This is a genomic window from Variovorax sp. OV700 (assembly GCF_900099805.1).
Taxonomy (GTDB): Bacteria; Pseudomonadota; Gammaproteobacteria; order Burkholderiales; family Burkholderiaceae_C; genus Variovorax.
This window is the reverse complement of sequence record NZ_FNDR01000004.1, coordinates 433757-450168: the sequence shown is the minus strand read 5'-3', so window position 1 is coordinate 450168 and position 16412 is coordinate 433757. Positions and strand designations below refer to the sequence as shown.

16 protein-coding genes are annotated in these 16412 nt (G+C 67.9%); 9 read left to right on the top strand and 7 right to left on the bottom strand.

The window, feature by feature from the left end:
* Nucleotides 1-11: 11 nt before the first annotated feature.
* On the bottom strand, nucleotides 12-1289 hold the full coding sequence (locus BLR24_RS11995) for an amidohydrolase family protein (RefSeq protein ID WP_093017044.1): 1278 nt from the start codon (nucleotides 1287-1289) through the stop codon (nucleotides 12-14).
* Nucleotides 1286-1873, bottom strand: coding sequence for an NAD(P)H-dependent oxidoreductase (locus BLR24_RS11990; protein ID WP_093017042.1), 588 nt, complete (start codon nucleotides 1871-1873; stop codon nucleotides 1286-1288). The genes BLR24_RS11995 and BLR24_RS11990 overlap by 4 nt, the downstream gene beginning before the upstream one ends.
* A 232-nt stretch (nucleotides 1874-2105) precedes the next feature.
* Between BLR24_RS11990 and BLR24_RS11985 the strand changes: the two genes are divergently transcribed.
* A complete protein-coding gene (locus BLR24_RS11985; RefSeq protein WP_093017040.1) occupies nucleotides 2106-3065 on the top strand; it encodes a TauD/TfdA dioxygenase family protein in 960 nt (319 codons plus the stop codon).
* A gap of 49 nt (nucleotides 3066-3114) precedes the next feature.
* Here BLR24_RS11985 and BLR24_RS11980 read toward each other — a convergent pair whose 3' ends face one another.
* The gene (locus tag BLR24_RS11980; RefSeq protein WP_093017038.1) at nucleotides 3115-4377 is read right to left on the bottom strand and encodes an MFS transporter; all 1263 of its coding nucleotides are present in this window, start codon (nucleotides 4375-4377) and stop codon (nucleotides 3115-3117) included.
* A gap of 113 nt (nucleotides 4378-4490) precedes the next feature.
* Here BLR24_RS11980 and BLR24_RS11975 point away from each other — a divergent pair, with 113 nt between their 5' ends.
* Entirely contained in the window at nucleotides 4491-5435 is a 945-nt protein-coding gene (locus tag BLR24_RS11975; protein WP_093017036.1) for a LysR family transcriptional regulator, read from the top strand.
* Nucleotides 5436-5465: 30 nt separating this feature from the next.
* Here the strand turns inward: BLR24_RS11975 and BLR24_RS11970 are convergent, their stop codons facing one another.
* Nucleotides 5466-6143: a TetR family transcriptional regulator C-terminal domain-containing protein gene (locus BLR24_RS11970; protein ID WP_175543255.1), complete on the bottom strand. Its 678-nt coding sequence runs from the start codon at nucleotides 6141-6143 to the stop codon at nucleotides 5466-5468.
* 151 nt (nucleotides 6144-6294) lie between these two features.
* Here BLR24_RS11970 and BLR24_RS11965 point away from each other — a divergent pair, with 151 nt between their 5' ends.
* On the top strand, nucleotides 6295-7365 hold the full coding sequence (locus BLR24_RS11965; RefSeq protein WP_093017034.1) for an asparaginase: 1071 nt from the start codon (nucleotides 6295-6297) through the stop codon (nucleotides 7363-7365).
* 6 nt (nucleotides 7366-7371) lie between these two features.
* Here the strand turns inward: BLR24_RS11965 and BLR24_RS11960 are convergent, their stop codons facing one another.
* Genes BLR24_RS11960 through BLR24_RS11950 form a run of 3 tightly spaced genes read right to left on the bottom strand, consistent with a single transcriptional unit; the run spans nucleotide 7372 to nucleotide 9987 of the window.
* Nucleotides 7372-8190 carry a phosphatase PAP2 family protein gene (locus tag BLR24_RS11960; RefSeq protein WP_093017378.1) on the bottom strand — a complete coding sequence of 273 codons (819 nt, stop codon included), beginning with the start codon at nucleotides 8188-8190 and terminating at the stop codon, nucleotides 7372-7374.
* A 10-nt stretch (nucleotides 8191-8200) separates the two neighbouring features.
* Nucleotides 8201-9025: a metallophosphoesterase family protein gene (locus tag BLR24_RS11955; protein ID WP_093017032.1), complete on the bottom strand. Its 825-nt coding sequence runs from the start codon at nucleotides 9023-9025 to the stop codon at nucleotides 8201-8203.
* Nucleotides 9022-9987 carry a diacylglycerol/lipid kinase family protein gene (locus tag BLR24_RS11950; RefSeq protein WP_093017030.1) on the bottom strand — a complete coding sequence of 322 codons (966 nt, stop codon included), beginning with the start codon at nucleotides 9985-9987 and terminating at the stop codon, nucleotides 9022-9024. Before BLR24_RS11950 ends, BLR24_RS11955 begins: the two co-directional genes overlap by 4 nt.
* Before the next feature lie 301 nt (nucleotides 9988-10288).
* Between BLR24_RS11950 and glyQ the strand changes: the two genes are divergently transcribed.
* The 6 genes from glyQ to BLR24_RS11920 all read left to right on the top strand — a co-directional run bounded on the left by glyQ (nucleotide 10289) and on the right by BLR24_RS11920 (nucleotide 16371).
* On the top strand, nucleotides 10289-11197 hold the full coding sequence (gene glyQ / locus BLR24_RS11945; RefSeq protein WP_093017376.1) for a glycine--tRNA ligase subunit alpha: 909 nt from the start codon (nucleotides 10289-10291) through the stop codon (nucleotides 11195-11197).
* A gap of 28 nt (nucleotides 11198-11225) precedes the next feature.
* A complete protein-coding gene (locus BLR24_RS11940) occupies nucleotides 11226-11780 on the top strand; it encodes a metal-dependent hydrolase (RefSeq protein WP_093017029.1) in 555 nt (184 codons plus the stop codon).
* A 101-nt stretch (nucleotides 11781-11881) separates the two neighbouring features.
* Complete coding sequence (gene glyS / locus BLR24_RS11935) at nucleotides 11882-14014, top strand: glycine--tRNA ligase subunit beta (RefSeq protein WP_093017027.1); 2133 nt, start codon at nucleotides 11882-11884, stop codon at nucleotides 14012-14014.
* A 29-nt stretch (nucleotides 14015-14043) separates the two neighbouring features.
* Nucleotides 14044-14622: a D-glycero-beta-D-manno-heptose 1,7-bisphosphate 7-phosphatase gene (gene gmhB / locus BLR24_RS11930; RefSeq protein ID WP_093017025.1), complete on the top strand. Its 579-nt coding sequence runs from the start codon at nucleotides 14044-14046 to the stop codon at nucleotides 14620-14622.
* Nucleotides 14622-15392, top strand: coding sequence for a lysophospholipid acyltransferase family protein (locus BLR24_RS11925; protein WP_093017023.1), 771 nt, complete (start codon nucleotides 14622-14624; stop codon nucleotides 15390-15392). Before gmhB ends, BLR24_RS11925 begins: the two co-directional genes overlap by 1 nt.
* A 22-nt stretch (nucleotides 15393-15414) precedes the next feature.
* Nucleotides 15415-16371 (top strand): M48 family metallopeptidase, encoded by a 957-nt coding sequence (locus BLR24_RS11920; RefSeq protein WP_254787249.1) that lies wholly within the window; start codon nucleotides 15415-15417, stop codon nucleotides 16369-16371.
* The last annotated feature ends 41 nt before the right edge of the window (nucleotides 16372-16412 follow it).

Here is a 16412-nt window from a genome sequence, read left to right as displayed (position 1 = left end):
GTCCTTGTGCGTTAGCGGAGAAGAAAGGGCGCGGCATCGCCGTGCGTCACGCGGCCTTCGCGCAGCACCACGCGCGTGGCGGAGCGCGAGGGCCAGCCATGGCGATCGGCCTGCGTGAACAGAACCAGGTCGGCCTTGGCTCCGACCAGCGTGGGCGGCGTCGTGGCGGGAGCGCGCTGCAGCCAGTCGCCGCGGCACAATGCCTGCGACCAGTTGTCGAAAGGCTCGTCGAGCTGCGCCACCAGCGCGGCCGTGCCCAGCGCCTCGACGGGATCGAAGCTGCCGAGCCGGCAGAACGGGTCTTGCACGTTGTCGCTCGCGAACAGCAGCGGAATGCCGCGATCGCGCGCTTCCTTCACCAGCGTGATGCCACGCAGGCGCGGGGTGCGGCCCGTCACGGCGTCCTGCAGCAGCAGGTTGGTGGCGGGCAGCGACACCACGGTGATGGGTGCGCGCGCCACCGCATCGAGCGTGGCAAAGGCTTGAGCCTCGGGCTGCGCCGCCAGCGCGCAGATGTGGCCGCAGACCACTCGGCCTTCGAAGCCGATCTCGCGCAGGATGCGAGCGGTGGTCTGCAAGCCGACCGCAGAGGGATTCAGTTCTTCATCGACGTGCAGGTCGACGTCCAGATCGCAGGCCTGCGCTGACACCAGCAGGTTGCGCAGCGCGTTTTCGCTCCAGTTGGTGGAGTGCACGAAGCCGCCGAGCAGCGCATGCGGCCCCGTGGCCTTCACCTGCCTGGCGAGCCGCATGGCCTGTGCCGCGTCTTCGAACAGCGGCAGCTTGATGAGGCTGACCTGCTCCAGCCGCACCCGGCCCGCCCATTCCTCTGCCAGCTCGGCCATCACCGGCCAGGCCAGCGGCACCGTATCGGGCTCCCACCAGTCGACATGGGTGCGCACATGCGTGGTGCCGCACTCCCAGGCCCACTGCAACCCGCGCGAGGCGCGCTTGTGCACGTCGCTGGCGCTCCAGTGCACGCGGTCGTTCAGCATCGCGTCGATGGCGCCGAGCAGGCCCGGCTGCACCTCTTTCATGCGCGGCAGCGTGAAGGCCTTGTCAAGGTGCGTGTGGGCGTCGACGAAGCCCGGCAGTACGAGCGTGCCGGCCAAGTCCCAGCCGTTGGCCGGAAGCGCGGCGTCGTCAGTGGACGCTGGCCGCACCGATTGCACGCGGCCGGCTTCGAGTGCGATGTGCGCGAGTACCGGCGCGCCATCGTGCTGTGGCCAGTCGGCGGGCAGCAGCCAGCGCGGCAGGCGCGCGTTTCCGAGCAGCGAAGGCGCCTTCATGCGAAGCGCCCCATAGCGGTGCCCACCCGCTCCAAGAAGCGCTTGAGCTGGGGCTCGGTCGCCACGTTCATGTGATAGTGGGCGTGGTAGTCCACGCGGGCGCGCCGGCCGGTGAGCCGCAGCAAGTAGCGCGTGACGATCTTGCGCGGCGCGTCGCCCATGTACCAGGCCATCCAGCGCGGGCGCCCGTAAGTGACCACGGCGCTGATGCGCTTGATGTGCGTGAGCATCGGCTTCACGTTGGCGGGGTCGCTGATGTCGAAGGCCACGCCGGGCATGAAGAGCCGGTCGAAGTAGCCCTTCAGCATCGCGGGCAGGCCGAAGCACCAGGTTGGAAAACAGAACACGATGCCCTCGGCCCACTGCAGCCGCTCCACATAAGGCTTGAGCGGCAGCTGGTTGTTCGGCACGTCGTGGTAGCCCAGCCGCTCCTCGCGGGAGAGCACCGGGTTGAAGCCCTCGGCGTATAGGTCGCAGTCGTCCACCTCGTGCCCGGCCGCGCGCAGGTTTTTCAGCACCTCTTGGTGCAGAGCCGCATGGAAGCTGGTTTCGACCGGATGGCAGTAGACGACGAGCACGCGCATGAATTTGACCGCTTAATCAGAGCAAGTGGTCAGGTTATGCAAGCGACGTGCCAGTCCGGATGCACCGGAGTGGGGATCGGCCGGTGTCGGGGTGGTTCTACGCACCGTCCTTCATAGAAGATTTGCGCATGTCGAAACACGGACTCATTCGTTGGGGGCAGCCACATGCACGCTGAGAATCGGCGGCCTCCGGCCTTGCCGGTTCCAGCGACACGAACAGGAGATTCCCCCGATGAGCGACAACGCCTCCACGACGCCCTTCGATACGAGCTTCGGCGACCTGCGCATCCGCCGCATTGCGGGCCACATCGGCGGCGAGGTGCAGAACCTGAAGCTGTCCGCCGACCTGTCGCGGGAAGTGATCGAGCAGCTCAATGCAGCGCTGGTGAAGCACAAGGTGCTGTTCTTCCGTGGGCAGGACCATCTCGACGACGCCGCGCACCAGGCGTTCGGCGCGCGCTTCGGCCGCACGGTGGCGCATCCCACGGTGCCGTCGCCCACGGGCACCAAGCTGTTCGAGCTCGACGCCTCCAAAGGCGGCGGACGCGCCGATTCCTGGCATACCGACGTGACCTTCGTCGATGCCTTTCCCAAGATCTCCATCCTGCGCGGCGTGAAGATTCCCGCCTACGGCGGCGACACGGTGTGGGCCAACACCGCCCTGGCCTACGAGCGCCTTCCCGCGCAGCTGAAGCAACTGGCCGACCAGCTCTGGGCCGTGCACAGCAACGACTACGACTATGGCGCCGACCGCGTGCAGTTGGAGGAAGAACGCCTGCGCCACCACCGCAATGTGTTCGTCTCGGCGGTGTACGAGGCCGAGCATCCGGTGGTGCACGTGCACCCGGTCTCGGGCGAGCGCGCGCTGCTGCTCGGGCATTTCGTGAAGAAGCTGGTGGGATTGTCGAGCAGCGAGTCGGCGCGCATCTTCGAGCTGCTGCAGAACCGCGTGACCCGCCTGGAGAACACGGTGCGCTGGAGCTGGCAGCAGGACGACGTGGCGATCTGGGACAACCGCGCCACGCAGCACTTTGCGATCAACGACTACGGCAACCAGCCGCGCCTGGTGCGGCGCGTGACGGTGCATGGCGAAGCCGCCGTGGCCATCGACGGGCGGCGCAGCCGAACACGCAGCCGGCCCGAAACCACGAACGACGCGCACATCGACGAAGTCATTTCCGCCACCGCCTGAAGCCGCACCGTTCCAACTCCATGACCCACTCATCGGCCTTCAGTGCCACCTATCCCAAGCTGCTGCTGGCGCTGTGGCCCATGGCGGCAAAGGCGGCCCGTGGCCAGAGCCGTACCGCCAGCGCAGAGGCGGCCGTGCCGGTTGCCAACCACGTCACGCCAGCCCAGCCCCATTGGGCGAGCACCAGCGCGCCCAGCGCCGAGCCGGCCGCCATGCCGATGAACGTGGCGGTGAACAGCACCGCGTTGAGTCGGCTGCGCGCGCCGGGCTCGATGCCGTAGACGATCGTCTGGTGCGCGATCAGCGCCGCCTGCATGCCGAGGTCGAAGCCTACGGCGGCGAGCGCCAGCAGCCAGAGCTGCGCATGCGGCAGCATCAGCGGTGCCAGCCCCATGGCTGCGAACGACACCACTACCAGCCCGGCGCCGAGGCGCGTCACCAGTTCCGGCCCGCGCCGGTCGGCCAGCCGTCCGGCCAGCGGCGCCGCGAGCGCGCCCGCTGCGCCCGCCAAGCCAAAGGCGCCCGCCGCCGCGCTGCCCAGGTGGAAGGGCTCCCCGTGCAGCATCACCGCCAGCGTCGACCAGAACGCGCTGAAGCCCACCGCCAGCAGCGCCTGGGCCAGCGCCGCACGGCGCAGCGTGCCGTGGCGCGACCACAGCGTGGCCAGCGAACCGAGCAGCGCGCCGTAGGCCAGGTGCGTGGTGGGCCTGAAGCGCGGCAGCCCGCGCCAGGCGGCGGCGCCGATGAGCGCGATGCTGGCCGCCGCCGCAATGAACATAGAGCGCCAGCCGAAGTGCTCGGCCACGAAGCCGCTCACCACGCGCGATAGCAAAATGCCGAGCAGCAGCCCCGTCATCACCGTGCCGACCGTCTTGCCGCGCGTGGCTTCGGGCGCCAGCGTGGCGACAGCGGGCACGATGTCCTGCGCCATCGTCGCCGCAAGGCCGATCGCGAGGCCGGCCGCGAGCAGCACACCGATCGACGGCGCGGCGCCGGCCACCAACAGCGCGGCGCACAAGACGGCCGCCTTGGCCAGCACGATGCGGCGCCGGTCGAATCGGTCGCCAAGCGGCGCCAGCAGCAGGATGCCGAGCGCGTAGCCCAGTTGCGTGAGCGTGGGAATGAAGCCGACCGACCTGGCAGAGGCGCCGATGTCGGCCCCCAGCACGCCGAGCATGGGCTGGGCGTAATAAAGCGAAGCCACGGACAAGCCGGCGGCGGTGGCCAGCAGCAGGACCAGGGACGCCGGCAGATCGTGTGCCGCCGCAGCGGCGCTTTCTACATTTGCATGCGCTGATTGAATGGAAGACATGGTGTTAACCCTTAACTATCTGGCAAGGGTTGAAATGTGCCCCCAAGAGAAAGGGCTTGGTAGCCCTTTGAATTGCACAATGTCTATACGCACCACGTATAAAGCAGGCCGCCATGCCGAATCCTTCCCCCGCCGCCGCCGATCGCATAGAGCTGATGCAGACCTTCGTCCACATCGTCGAGGCCGGCAGCCTCTCGGCCGCCGCCCAGCAGATGGGCGCGACGCAGCCCACCGTGAGCCGGCGGTTGCAGGCCCTGGAGCGCTCGCTGGGGGTGCGGCTCTTGCGTCGGTCCACGCACGCCATGAAGCTCACCGAGGATGGCGAGCGCTGCTATGAGCGTGCCCGGGAGCTGATTGCCGATTGGCAAGCCTTCGAGGCCGACATTCGCGGCGTGGGCGACGAGCCCGAAGGGATGCTGCGCGTGGTGGTGCCGCATGCGCTGGGCCAGCTTCTGTTGGTCGGCCCGCTGGCCGGCTACCTGCGCGCCTACCCACGGGTGTCCGTCGAATGGCTGCTGAGCGACCGGCGGCCCGACTTCATTGCCGAAGGCGTCGACTGCGCGGTTCAGGTCGGCGAGATCACCGACAGCATGGCCGTGGCCATCAAGCTTTCGGAGGTGCCCCGCGTGCTGGTTGCGGCACCGTCGGTGCTGGCCGGTCGGGCGCCGCCCGAGCATGCGTCAGAGCTGGCCGAGCTGCCGTGGCTTGCGCTGCGCACCTTCTACCGCAACGAGCTGCTGCTCTCGCACCCGCCAACCGGTGAGACCGCGCGGGTGCAAATCCGACCACGCATGAGCACCGACAGCCTCTATGCCCTGCAAAGCGCAGCTCTCATGGGCGTGGGCGCCTGCATGGGCTCGGCCTGGCTCATGAAGGACGACGTCGCGCACGGCCGGCTGGTGCAGCTCGTGCCGCAATGGCAGGTGGCGGCGCTGCCCGTCTATCTGGTCTATCCGCATGCGCGCTTCCAGCCAGCGCGTCTGCGCCGTTTCATCGAGGCGATGCGGCTCGCGCTGGCCGATCCTAACGGCCGCGCCTGGGAGGCCGAGGCATCGTGATCGGCGCCTTCGGCGAGGCGCTGCAAAAGGCTAAGCCTTGATCCCGCAGCCGCCCAGCACGAAAGCCACCAGCTCGCGCGCAATCGGCTCGCGATCGATGGGTGCGTCGGGCGGCAGGCCGAGCATCACGCGCGTCTGTATCGCGTAGTCGGCGTAGCTCTGGGTCATGGCCCAGATGTGCATCAGGAGCAGGCGCGCGTCGAGCGGGCGCATCTGCCCGCGTGCGATCCAGCCGTTGATGACGTCGACCTTCTTCTGCGTCCAGGCCCTGGCATTGGGCCAGTAGCGGTCGAGATTGCGACCGCCGTCGAGCACTTCGCGCGTGAAGATGCGCGAGATCTCCGGGTTGTCGAAGGCGTGGTCGAGCTTCTTGCGGATGTAGTCGCCCAGCACCGTGGCCGGGTCGCTGGCGTCCTCGAACGAGAACACCACCTTCCAGGCATGCAGCACCTGCATCAGCAGCTCTTCGTAGAGCTCTTCCTTGCCGGCGATGTAGTAGTGCAGCTGGGGCTTGGTCAGGCCGGCGCGGGCGGCAATGGCCTGTGTCGAGGTGCCCTTCAGGCCATGCAGGCTGAACTCGGTGACCGCCGCCGATCGGATGGCCGCCATGATGCGCTCGCGGCCGGGACGGGCGCGCGACAGCGGGCCATCGGGGGCGGGCATTTCCTGGGCTGTGGTGCGGGGAGGGGCGGTGGGATCGGCGTTCATTGCATGGGGATTTGCGGCGGTGCGCGAGCCGATGGTAATCCTTGGCGCATCACCGCATGCCATGCCGGCATGGAAGACCAAGGCATGCGGGCATGGTTCATGTATCTTTTCGCCGCTTCCAGAAATTCGTTCAAGACAAAGGAGTTCCCTCATGTACCTTTCTCCCCGTTTCAGGGCCTTCGCGGCCGGCGCCGCACTGCTCGCGGCCAGCGCCCTAGCGCAAGCCCAGCAGGCATTGCCCAATGTGGTGATCCTGGCCACCGGCGGCACCATTGCGGGGGCGGGCGCCTCGGCCGTGAACAGCGCCACCTACGCGGCCGCCAAGGTCGGCGTGGACAAGCTGATTGCCGGCCTGCCTGAACTCTCCAAGATCGCCAACGTGCGCGGCGAGCAGGTGTTCCAGGTCGCTTCCGAAAGCCTCACCAACGACAATTTGCTGACGCTCGCCAAGCGCGTTTCCGCGCTGTCCAAGCAAGCCGACGTGGACGGCATCGTCATCACCCACGGCACCGACACGCTGGAAGAAACCGCCTACTTCCTGACCCTCACCGTGCACACCAGCAAGCCGATCGTCGTGGTCGGTTCGATGCGCCCGGGCACGGCTCTTTCGGCCGACGGCGCGCTCAACCTGTACGACGCGGTCAGCGTGGCAGGCAGCAAGGACGCGGCCGGCAAGGGCGTGCTCGTGACGATGAACGACAACATCGACAGCGGCCGCGACGTGAGCAAGAACGTCAACGTCAAGACCAGCGCCTTCTCGAGCCAGTGGGGCCCGCTCGGCATGGTGGTCGAGGGCAAGAACTACTGGTTCCGCGCGCCGGTCAAGCGCCACACCATGGCTTCGGAATTCGACATCGACGCGATCAATGCGCTGCCGCCGGTCGAAATTGCCATGGGCTACGAGGGCGTATCGTCCACGGCCATCGACGCGTTCTCCAAGAGCGGCGTCAAGGCGATCATCCATGGCGGCACGGGCAACGGCTCGGTGGCCAACCGCATCGTGCCGAACCTGCAGAAGGCGCGCACCGATGGCGCCATCATCATCCGCAGTTCGCGCGTGGCCGACGGCTTCGTGATCCGCAATGCCGAGCAGCCCGACGACAAGTACGACTGGGTGGTGGCGCACGACCTGCGTCCGCAGAAGGCGCGCATCCTGGCGATGGTCGCCCTGACGAAGACGAGCGACACGAAAGAACTCCAGCGCATCTTCTGGGAGTATTGATCTCCGCTAGCGCGCGGCACGCCGTTTGCGGTGCCGCGCGTATTCCAAGCTGCTCACGCACACGAGCAGCCAGGCGAGCCCGGTCAGCAGGCCGGCCGCCACGTCGCTTGCGAAATGCACCTGCAAGAAGACGCGGCTGCACGCAATGGTGACGATGGCGGCCGCAGCCGCCATGGCCGCCGGCACATGCCAGCGCGCCGGCAACAGGCGCAGCGCCAAGTACATCAGCATGCCGTAGCTCACGATCGCGCCCGCGCTGTGGCCGCTCGGAAAGCTGAAGCTCGTTTCCAGCGCCAGCCCATGGTCGTGCAGCGGCCGCGCCCGTGCAAAGATGCGCTTGAGGGCGGGGTTCAGCAGCACGATGCCTCCGAGCGCCATCACCCAGCCCAGCGCCAGACCATGATGTGCCTTACGCCATAGCAGCAAGGCCACCATCAGGCACACCGGCGCGAGCAGTTCGGCGTCGCCCAGGTGCGTGAGCCAGCTGAAAACCACGAGGGCCGCCCAGGGCACGTGGTCGCCAATGGCGTCGGCCAGTGCCTGGTCGGCCAGGCCGAGCAGGCGTCCGTCGCCGAGCTTCGACGCGATGTACGCCACCAGGCTCGCCGCGCCGAGGATCACCAGGAAGCCCATCGCCAGCGCGGCCGCGAGCCGCGGTTCTTCCGGTTCCCCCGTCGGCAAGGTCCGGGCGCGGCGTTGCCGCCATGCCCGGCAGGCCACGCCGGCGCCGAACACCGAAAGGGCGAGAACGCATGCGAACCACGCAAGGGAATGCTCGCCGAGCTGGCGTGCAAGAAGAACGAGGGCAGGGGCTTCCGTCAACATGCCGCGCACCCTAAGCGGGTGCCGCGGCGCTGGCAAGCGGGAGCTGCAATACTTTGGCGCACACGAAGGCTTTGTCCGCGGCTGAATGGTCCCACCGCTCCGCCTGGCAGGTGCGGCCGTCTTCGGCGTCGCCCGGCCGCAGCACGTTCACCGAATTGGGATGCCCCGCACGCATGCGCGACGACACCGCCGTGCCGGCCTGCACCGCCCAGGTCGTGCGTGGACAGCCGGCGTAGGCGTCGTGCAATGAACGCACGAACGGCAGGTGGATGTGCCCCCCGAGGATCAGGTCCGCGCCGGCCGCGCACCAGCTCGCGACGGCGGCTTCGCGCCCGTGCAGCCGGTTCTGCATGTCTTCCTGCCGCGTCACCATCACCGGCTGGTGCGTGACCACCACGCGAAGCTGATCGGGCGAAGCGGCCGCCAGCCGTGCCGCCACCCGTTCGATCTGCGCGGATGAAACCTCGCCGTGCGCGTGCCGGTACCAGCGCGTGGTGTTGACCGCGACCACCAGCCATTCGGCGGATTCGAAGACCGGCTCCAGGTCGGTGCCGAATGCGCCGGCGTATCTTTCATACGGCGCGAACAGCCGTGCCCCCAGCTGAAAAAGCGGTATGTCGTGGTTGCCCGGTATGGCAATCACCGCCGGTGCGTTCAGCCGGTCGACGAAGGCGCGCGCCGCCGAAAACTGCGCGCGCGTGCCGCGCTGCGTGATGTCGCCGGAGAGCACTACCACCTGCGGCGACAAGACATGCGCAAGCCGTTCGAGCGCTTCCACCACCTCGGGCCGTTCCGTGCCGAAATGCGTGTCGGAGATCTGAAGCAGGCAGCTCATTCCTTGGCGGCTTCCAGTTCGGGCGCGGTGTCGGGCCGCACCAGCCACAGCGGCTCGGGCGAGACGCGGAACAGCAGCGGCATCTCGGCCCATGCGATCTCGCCGTCCGTTGCCACCTTTACGCGGCGCGGGCCGTGCGAACGGCTGGCTTTCACTGTCATCGATTCGATCGGAAAGCTCAATACCTCGTCGGCGCCGCCGAGCCGGCCCAGGGCACCGCGCACCAGGAGCTCCGGCATCGCAAGCACTCCCACGGGTTTCAGCGCCACGGCGGCCAGCTGCCCGTTTTCAGGCGCATCGGCGTGTTCGATGCCGACTTGCAGCAACTGCAACGGGTTGTTGCCCACGAACAGCGTCGGCGTGCGCAGGTCACGCTCCTGGCCGCGCCAGGCCATGCGCAGGTTCCAGTGCCGGTGGCCCCGCATCACGGTGAGGAGGCCGGCGAAGAACGCGATCCAGCGGCTGCGGCCATAGCGCGCCTTGTAGCTTTCGCGGTCTTCCAGCAGTTCGGCGTACAGGCCCATGCTGGCATTCACCAGAAAGACGCGGTCGTTGACCAGCCCCACCTGCGCCGGCCGGGGCTGACCGGTCAACAGCACCTGCAGCGCCTCTGCCGTGTCGCGCGGAATGCCATGGGTGCGGCTGAAATAGTTGAAGGTGCCCTGCGGCAGCACGCCAAAGGCCAGCCCGCTGCCGAGCGTGGCCTGCGCCACCGCGTTGACGGTGCCGTCGCCGCCCGCGGCCACCACCACCCCGCCCACGGCGCGGGCGCGCTCGACGGCCTCGCGCGCCAGCGCCTGCACCGTGGCGCGTTCGTCGACGACGAAGATGCGGTGCCGGCGGCCCGCCCCGGCGCAGCCCTCCTCGACGATCCGGCGGGTTTGGGCGGCATCCGCGCTGCCGGAGCCGGCATTGAGGACGATGAATAGCGGGGAACTCGGACCGATGCGGGGCGCTGGCATGTCTGTATGAAACGGAGAAAGGCGGGGCCGGCTCGCGGGCTCGTGCAAGACTGCGGGACGAGGGCGGGAGACCGGGGTAGGGGCTCGGAGAAGCTCGGAAAGACTTGAAAAAGGCAATTGCGAGGCGATCGAGAAGAGATCGCGCGCAACCGGCAGGTCGTTATCCCACGCCCCGCGGCGCCGCGCCGGCGGCCGGCATCCCGGCCGGCTGTGGGAGAGTTGCCCTCCGACCGTAAAATCGTCTGCTTTCGCGGTGAACCGCCGCGCTACCGTCCAACGCCCGGTCACGCCGGCCCGCTTCATGTTGACCTTCCAGCAAATCATTCTCAAACTGCAGTCGTACTGGGCCGACAAGGGCTGCGCGCTGCTGCAACCGTACGACATGGAAGTGGGCGCGGGCACCTCGCACACCGCCACCTTCCTGCGCGCGCTCGGCCCCGAGCCCTGGAAGGCCGCCTACGTGCAGCCCAGCCGGCGCCCCAAGGACGGCCGCTATGGCGAGAACCCCAACCGCCTGCAGCACTATTACCAGTACCAGGTGGTGCTCAAGCCGGCGCCCAGCAACATCCTGGAGCTCTACCTCGGCAGCCTGGAGGCGCTGGGCTTCGACCTGAAGAAGAACGACATCCGCTTTGTCGAGGATGACTGGGAAAATCCGACGCTCGGCGCCTGGGGCCTGGGTTGGGAGGTCTGGCTCAACGGCATGGAGGTGACCCAGTTCACCTACTTCCAGCAGGTCGGCGGCATCGACTGCAAGCCCATCACCGGCGAGATCACCTACGGCCTCGAGCGCCTGGCCATGTACCTGCAGGGCGTGGACAACGTCTACAACCTCACGTGGACCGAAGGCCTCAGCTACGGCGACGTCTACAAGCAGAACGAGGTCGAGCAGTCGACCTACAACTTCGAGCACAGCGACGCCGAATTCCTGTTCACCGCCTTCGCGGCGCACGAGAAGCAGGCCAAGCACCTCATGACCGAGCAGCTCGCGCTGCCGGCCTACGAACAGGTGCTCAAGGCTGCGCACAGCTTCAACCTGCTCGACGCGCGCGGCGCCATCAGCGTGACCGAGCGCGCGGCCTACATCGGCCGCATCCGCAACCTCGCGCGCAGCGTGGCGCAGAGCTACTACGAAAGCCGCGAGCGGCTGGGCTTCCCGATGGCGCCGCGCGAGTGGGTCGCGCAGATGCCGCCGAAGAAGGCCGCCTGACCGGTCAGGCCATTGCCGAAACTGCCCCATGCCCACCGTCTTCACCCACGTCGCCGTTCCCGTCTGCGCAGCCATTGCGCTGGGCACGCGTCGCGTGCCGGTCGCGGCGCTGCTTGCGGGCATGCTCGCGTCCATCGTGCCCGACTTCGACGGCCTGGCCTTCAAGCTCGGCATCGCCTATGGCGGCATGAGCGGACACCGCGGCTTCACGCACACCTTGCTGTTCGCGCTGGTGTTCGGCCTTGCCGGCTGGTGGTTCGCGCCGCGCTGGGGCATGCGCCGCGCGACCGGCTGGGCCTGGATTTCGCTGTGCACCGTGTCGCATCCGCTGTTGGACATGCTGACCAACGGCGGCATCGGCATCGCCTTCTTCTGGCCGTTCAGCGACGTGCGCTACTTCAGCCCGTGGCGACCCATCGAGGTGTCGCCGATCGCGCTCAAGCGCTTCTTCTCGCCACGCGGCGCGCAGGTGCTGCTCAACGAGATGTTCACTGTCTGGGCGCCGCTGCTGGTGGCAGCGGTGCTCGCGCTGATGGCTCGCCGCACCATGGAGCGCCGCCACAATGGGGCCGTTGCCGCATGAGCCGCCCCTGCTTCTTTTCTTTCCCTTCCACGGTGCCGCATCGCTGCGTGCCCGTGACCGGCGCCGTCCACGGCGCAGTTTTCGTCCTATCCCTCTGAGCCATGTCGTCTGCCAGCCTTCTTGTCGAACTGTTTGTCGAGGAATTGCCACCCAAGGCTTTGAAGAAGCTCGGTGACGCCTTTGCCGGCGTGCTGCGCGATCAGCTCGTGGCGCAGGGGCTCGCCGAGGCGGGGGCTGTGCTCACCGCCTACGCATCGCCGCGCCGCCTGGCCGCGCACCTCACGCACGTGGCCGAGCGCGCCGCCGACAAGGCCGTGTCGCAAAAGCTCATGCCCGTGGCCGTGGGGCTCGATGCCTCGGGCCAGCCCACGCCCGCGCTGCTCAAGCGCTTGGCCGCGCTGGGTGCCGACGCCTCGGCCGTGCCTGGCCTCAAGCGCGCGCTGGACGGCAAGGCCGAAGCCCTGTTCTACGAAAGCACTGCCAAGGGCGCAACTCTGGCCGAAGGCCTTCAAAAGGCGCTGGCCGAAGCGATCGCCAAGCTGCCGATTCCCAAGGTAATGAGCTACCAGCTCGAAACCGGCTGCGAGCTGCCGGGCTGGAGCAGCGTGAGCTTCGTGCGCCCCGCGCACGGCCTGGTGGCACTGCACGGCGACACCGTGGTGCCGGTCGAGGCGCTGGGTCTTCATGCGGGCCGCGAAACCCACGGCCACCGTTTTGAAGCGGCCGTCGATCCGGTGGTGCTGCGCGACGCCAACAGCTATGCGCTGCAGATGCAGGACGACGGTGCGGTCATCGCGAGCTTCGAGGCCCGCCGCACCGAGATCGCGCGCCAGCTCGCTGCCGCGGCCGTGCGGGTCGGCGGCGGCACCGTGCCGATCGACGACGACGCGCTGCTCGACGAAGTGACGGCGCTGGTCGAGCGGCCCAATGTGCTGGTCTGCAGCTTCGAGCGCGAGTTTCTCGAAGTGCCGCAGGAGTGCCTCATCCTCACGATGAAGGCCAACCAGAAATACTTTCCGCTGCTCAACGCATCGAACAAGCTCACCAACAAGTTCCTGGTCGTCAGCAACATCAGCCCCGAGGATGCGAGCGCGGTGGTCGGCGGCAACGAGCGCGTGGTGCGCCCGCGCCTGGCCGACGCCAAGTTCTTCTTCGACCAGGACCGCAAGAAGTCGCTGGCCTCGCGTGTCGAATCGCTGGGCAAGGTGGTCTATCACAACAAGCTCGGCACCCAGGGCGAACGGGTCGAGCGCGTGATGCGCATTGCGCGCGCCATTGCGGCGCCACTGGGGGACGCCACGCTCACCGCGCACGCCGTGCAGGCGGCGCAGCTGGCCAAGGCCGACCTGGTGACCGACATGGTCGGCGAGTTTCCCGAGCTGCAGGGCACCATGGGCCGCTACTACGCGCTGCACGACGGCCTCTCCGCCGAAGTGGCCGACGCGATCGAGGACCACTACAAGCCACGCTTTGCCGGCGACGACCTGCCGCGCCACAGAGTCGGCATCGTGGTCGCGCTGGCCGACAAGGTCGAAACCCTGGTCGGCATGTTCGGCATCGGCAACCTGCCGACCGGCGACCGCGACCCGTTCGCGCTGCGCCGCCATGCGCTCGGCGTGATCCGCATGCTGATCGAGAAGGACCTGCCGCTGAAGCTCGATGCGCTGCTGCAGGATGCCGCCGCGCAGTTCAAGGACATCGACGGCTTCGACGCCGGCAAGGCCACGGCCCTGCTGCAGGACTTCATTCTCGACCGGCTGGCCGGCAGCCTGCGCGAGCAGGGCGCCAGCGCGCAAGAAGTCGACGCCGTGCTCGCGCCGCAACCGCAGCGCCTGGGCGAAGTGCCCAAGCTGCTGGCGGCCGTGCGGGCCTTCGCCGCGCTGCCCGCCGCGGCCGCGCTGGCCGCCGCCAACAAGCGCATCGGCAACATCCTCAAGAAAGCGCCCGAAGCCGATGCGCACGTGAGCGAACTGCTGCTGCACGAGCCGGCCGAAAAGGCGCTGCACGCCGCCATGGCCGAGGTCGTGCCCGCCGCCAATGCGCAGTTCGACGCCGGCGACTACACCGCTTCGCTGCAGACATTGGCCGCGCTGCGCGAGCCGGTCGATGCCTTCTTCGACGGCGTGATGGTCAATGCCGAACAGGCCGACCTTCGCCTCAACCGGCTGGGCTTGCTGATGTCGTTGCACGTCGCGATGAACCGCGTGGCGCAACTCGAACGGTTGGCAGCCTGAAGCGCAGCACGGGCTTTTTTACCAACGCCATGAAACTCGTCATCCTCGACCGCAACGGCACGATCAACGTGCACCGCGAAGATTTCGTCAAGAGCGACATCGAGTGGACGCCGCTGCCCGGCGCGCTCGAGGCCGTGGCCAAGCTCAACCATGCCGGCTGGCACGTGGTGGTCGCGTCCAACCAGTCGGGCCTCGGGCGCGGCCTGTTCGACATGGCGTCGCTCAACGCCATGCACGCCAAGATGCACAAGATGCTCGCGGCCGTGGGCGGGCGGGTCGATGCGGTCTTCTATTGCCCGCACAGCCCCGACGAAGGCTGCGATTGCCGCAAGCCCGCGCCGGGCCTGTTTCGCCAGATCGGCGACCGCTACGGCATCGACCTGAAAGACGTGCCCACCGCGGGCGACAGCCTGCGCGACCTGCAGGCCGGCGCGGCGGCCGGCTGCGAGCCGCACCTGCTGCTCACCGGCATGGGCGCGGCCTGTCGCGGCGTCGATCCGCTGCCCCCCGAATACCCGGCGAACACCATGGTTCACGAGAACCTGGCCGCCTTTGTCGATTTCTTGCTTGCGCGCGAAGCGCAGGCCGCACTGCAGGTGGCTGTCTGATGGCGTTTATCCGTTCCGTGCTCCATGCCCTTTGGATGCTCGTCACCGTCGTGCCCTGGGGCATCATCATGTGCGTCAGCTCGCTCTGGAAGCGCGGCATTCCGCTCTACTGGATGGCGGTGCAATGGCTCAGCTGGGCCATCGGCGGCGCGCGCGTGCTGCTGGGCATCCGCACCCGCGTGACGGGCATGGAAAACCTGCCCTCCGACAAGCTCGCAGGCGCGGTCCTGCTGGTCAAGCACCAGTCGACCTTCGAGACTTTTCTGATGCCCACGCTGATGCCGCATCCGCTGGCCTTCGTGTTCAAGAAGGAACTGATCTACGTGCCTTTCTTCGGCTGGGCGATGGCCCGGCTCGACATGATCCACATCGACCGCAGCCAGCGCGCGCAGGCCTTCAACAAGGTCGTGAACCAGGGCCGCAAGCTGCTGGCGCAAGGCATCTGGATCATCATGTTTCCCGAAGGCACCCGCATTCCGCGCGGCCAGAAGGGCACTTACAAGAGCGGAGGCACGCGGCTCGCGTGCGAAACCGGCGTGCCGGTGATTCCCGTTGCTGTCACCTCGGCCAAGGTCTGGCCGCGCAAGGCCTTCATCAAGCGCCCCGGCGTGGTCGACGTGTCGATCGGCCCAGCCATTCCCAGCATCGGCCGCAAGCCCGACGAGCTGATGCGCGAAGTCGAGGCCTGGATTGAATCCGAGATGCGCCGGCTCGACCCCGAGGCCTACCGCGACAGCCCGCCGCTGCAGGTGCCGCAAGAAGCGGGCTGAAGAAGAAAGAAAAGAGCCCGACATGCGGGGACTGCTTCAGTTCACGATGGACCTGTTCGAAGGGCTGGGCAACGAGATTGCGCCGGCCAAGCCGCCTCTGCCGCGGACCCGAAAGGTCAAGAAGAAGGCCGCGCCGCCCGTCGCGGCGCCGCCTTCGTCCGATGACACCGGCCCCGCACTGCCCGCCATTCCGCTGCGCGACACGCTGACGCTTGCGAGCTTCGTGCACCCGCAGGCCACGCGCGAAGCGGTGCTGGGTTCGGCGCGCGTGGCCTACGAGTTCAAGCGCGGCAAGCGCAAGACCATCGGATTCGTGGTCGGCGCCGAAGGACTGTCGGTGCGTGCGCCGCGCTGGGTCACGCTGCGCGACGTCGATGCCGCCATCAAGGAAAAGTCCGACTGGATCCTGCGCAAGCTGCTCGAAACGCGGCAGCGCCACGCGCGCGTCGAGGCCACGCGCATCGATTGGAAAGATGGCGCGCAATTTCCGTTCATGGGCGAAACGGTCGTGATCCGCCTCGATCCGAAGCACGGCTTCGCAAGCGTCGGCGGCACGCTCGACTCGGGCGATGACGACGGCCGCGGTCCGCGCATCCTGCGGCTGGCCGTGGCGCAGAACGCTGAAGCTTCGCAGATTCGCGATGCGGCCCAGGCCTGGCTCATGCGCCAGGCGCGGCGTCTTTTCATCGAACGGCTCGACCACTTCGCGCCGCGGCTCGGCGTGCGCTGGCAGAAGTTGTCGCTGTCGAATGCCGCCACGCGGTGGGGCAGTGCGAGCGTCGATGGGTCGATTCGGCTGAACTGGCGCCTGATCCACTTTCGCCTGCCGGTGATCGACTATGTGGTCGCGCACGAGCTCGCGCATTTGCGGGTGATGGATCACTCGCACCGGTTCTGGGAGACGGTGGAGAGCGTGGTGCCGGACTACGACCTGCTCCGGCAGCAGCTCAAGGATGAGGCTGTGCCTCGGTGGTCTTGAGGTCCGAGGCCGGGGCGAGCGAGGCCCGGCCCCGGAATCAA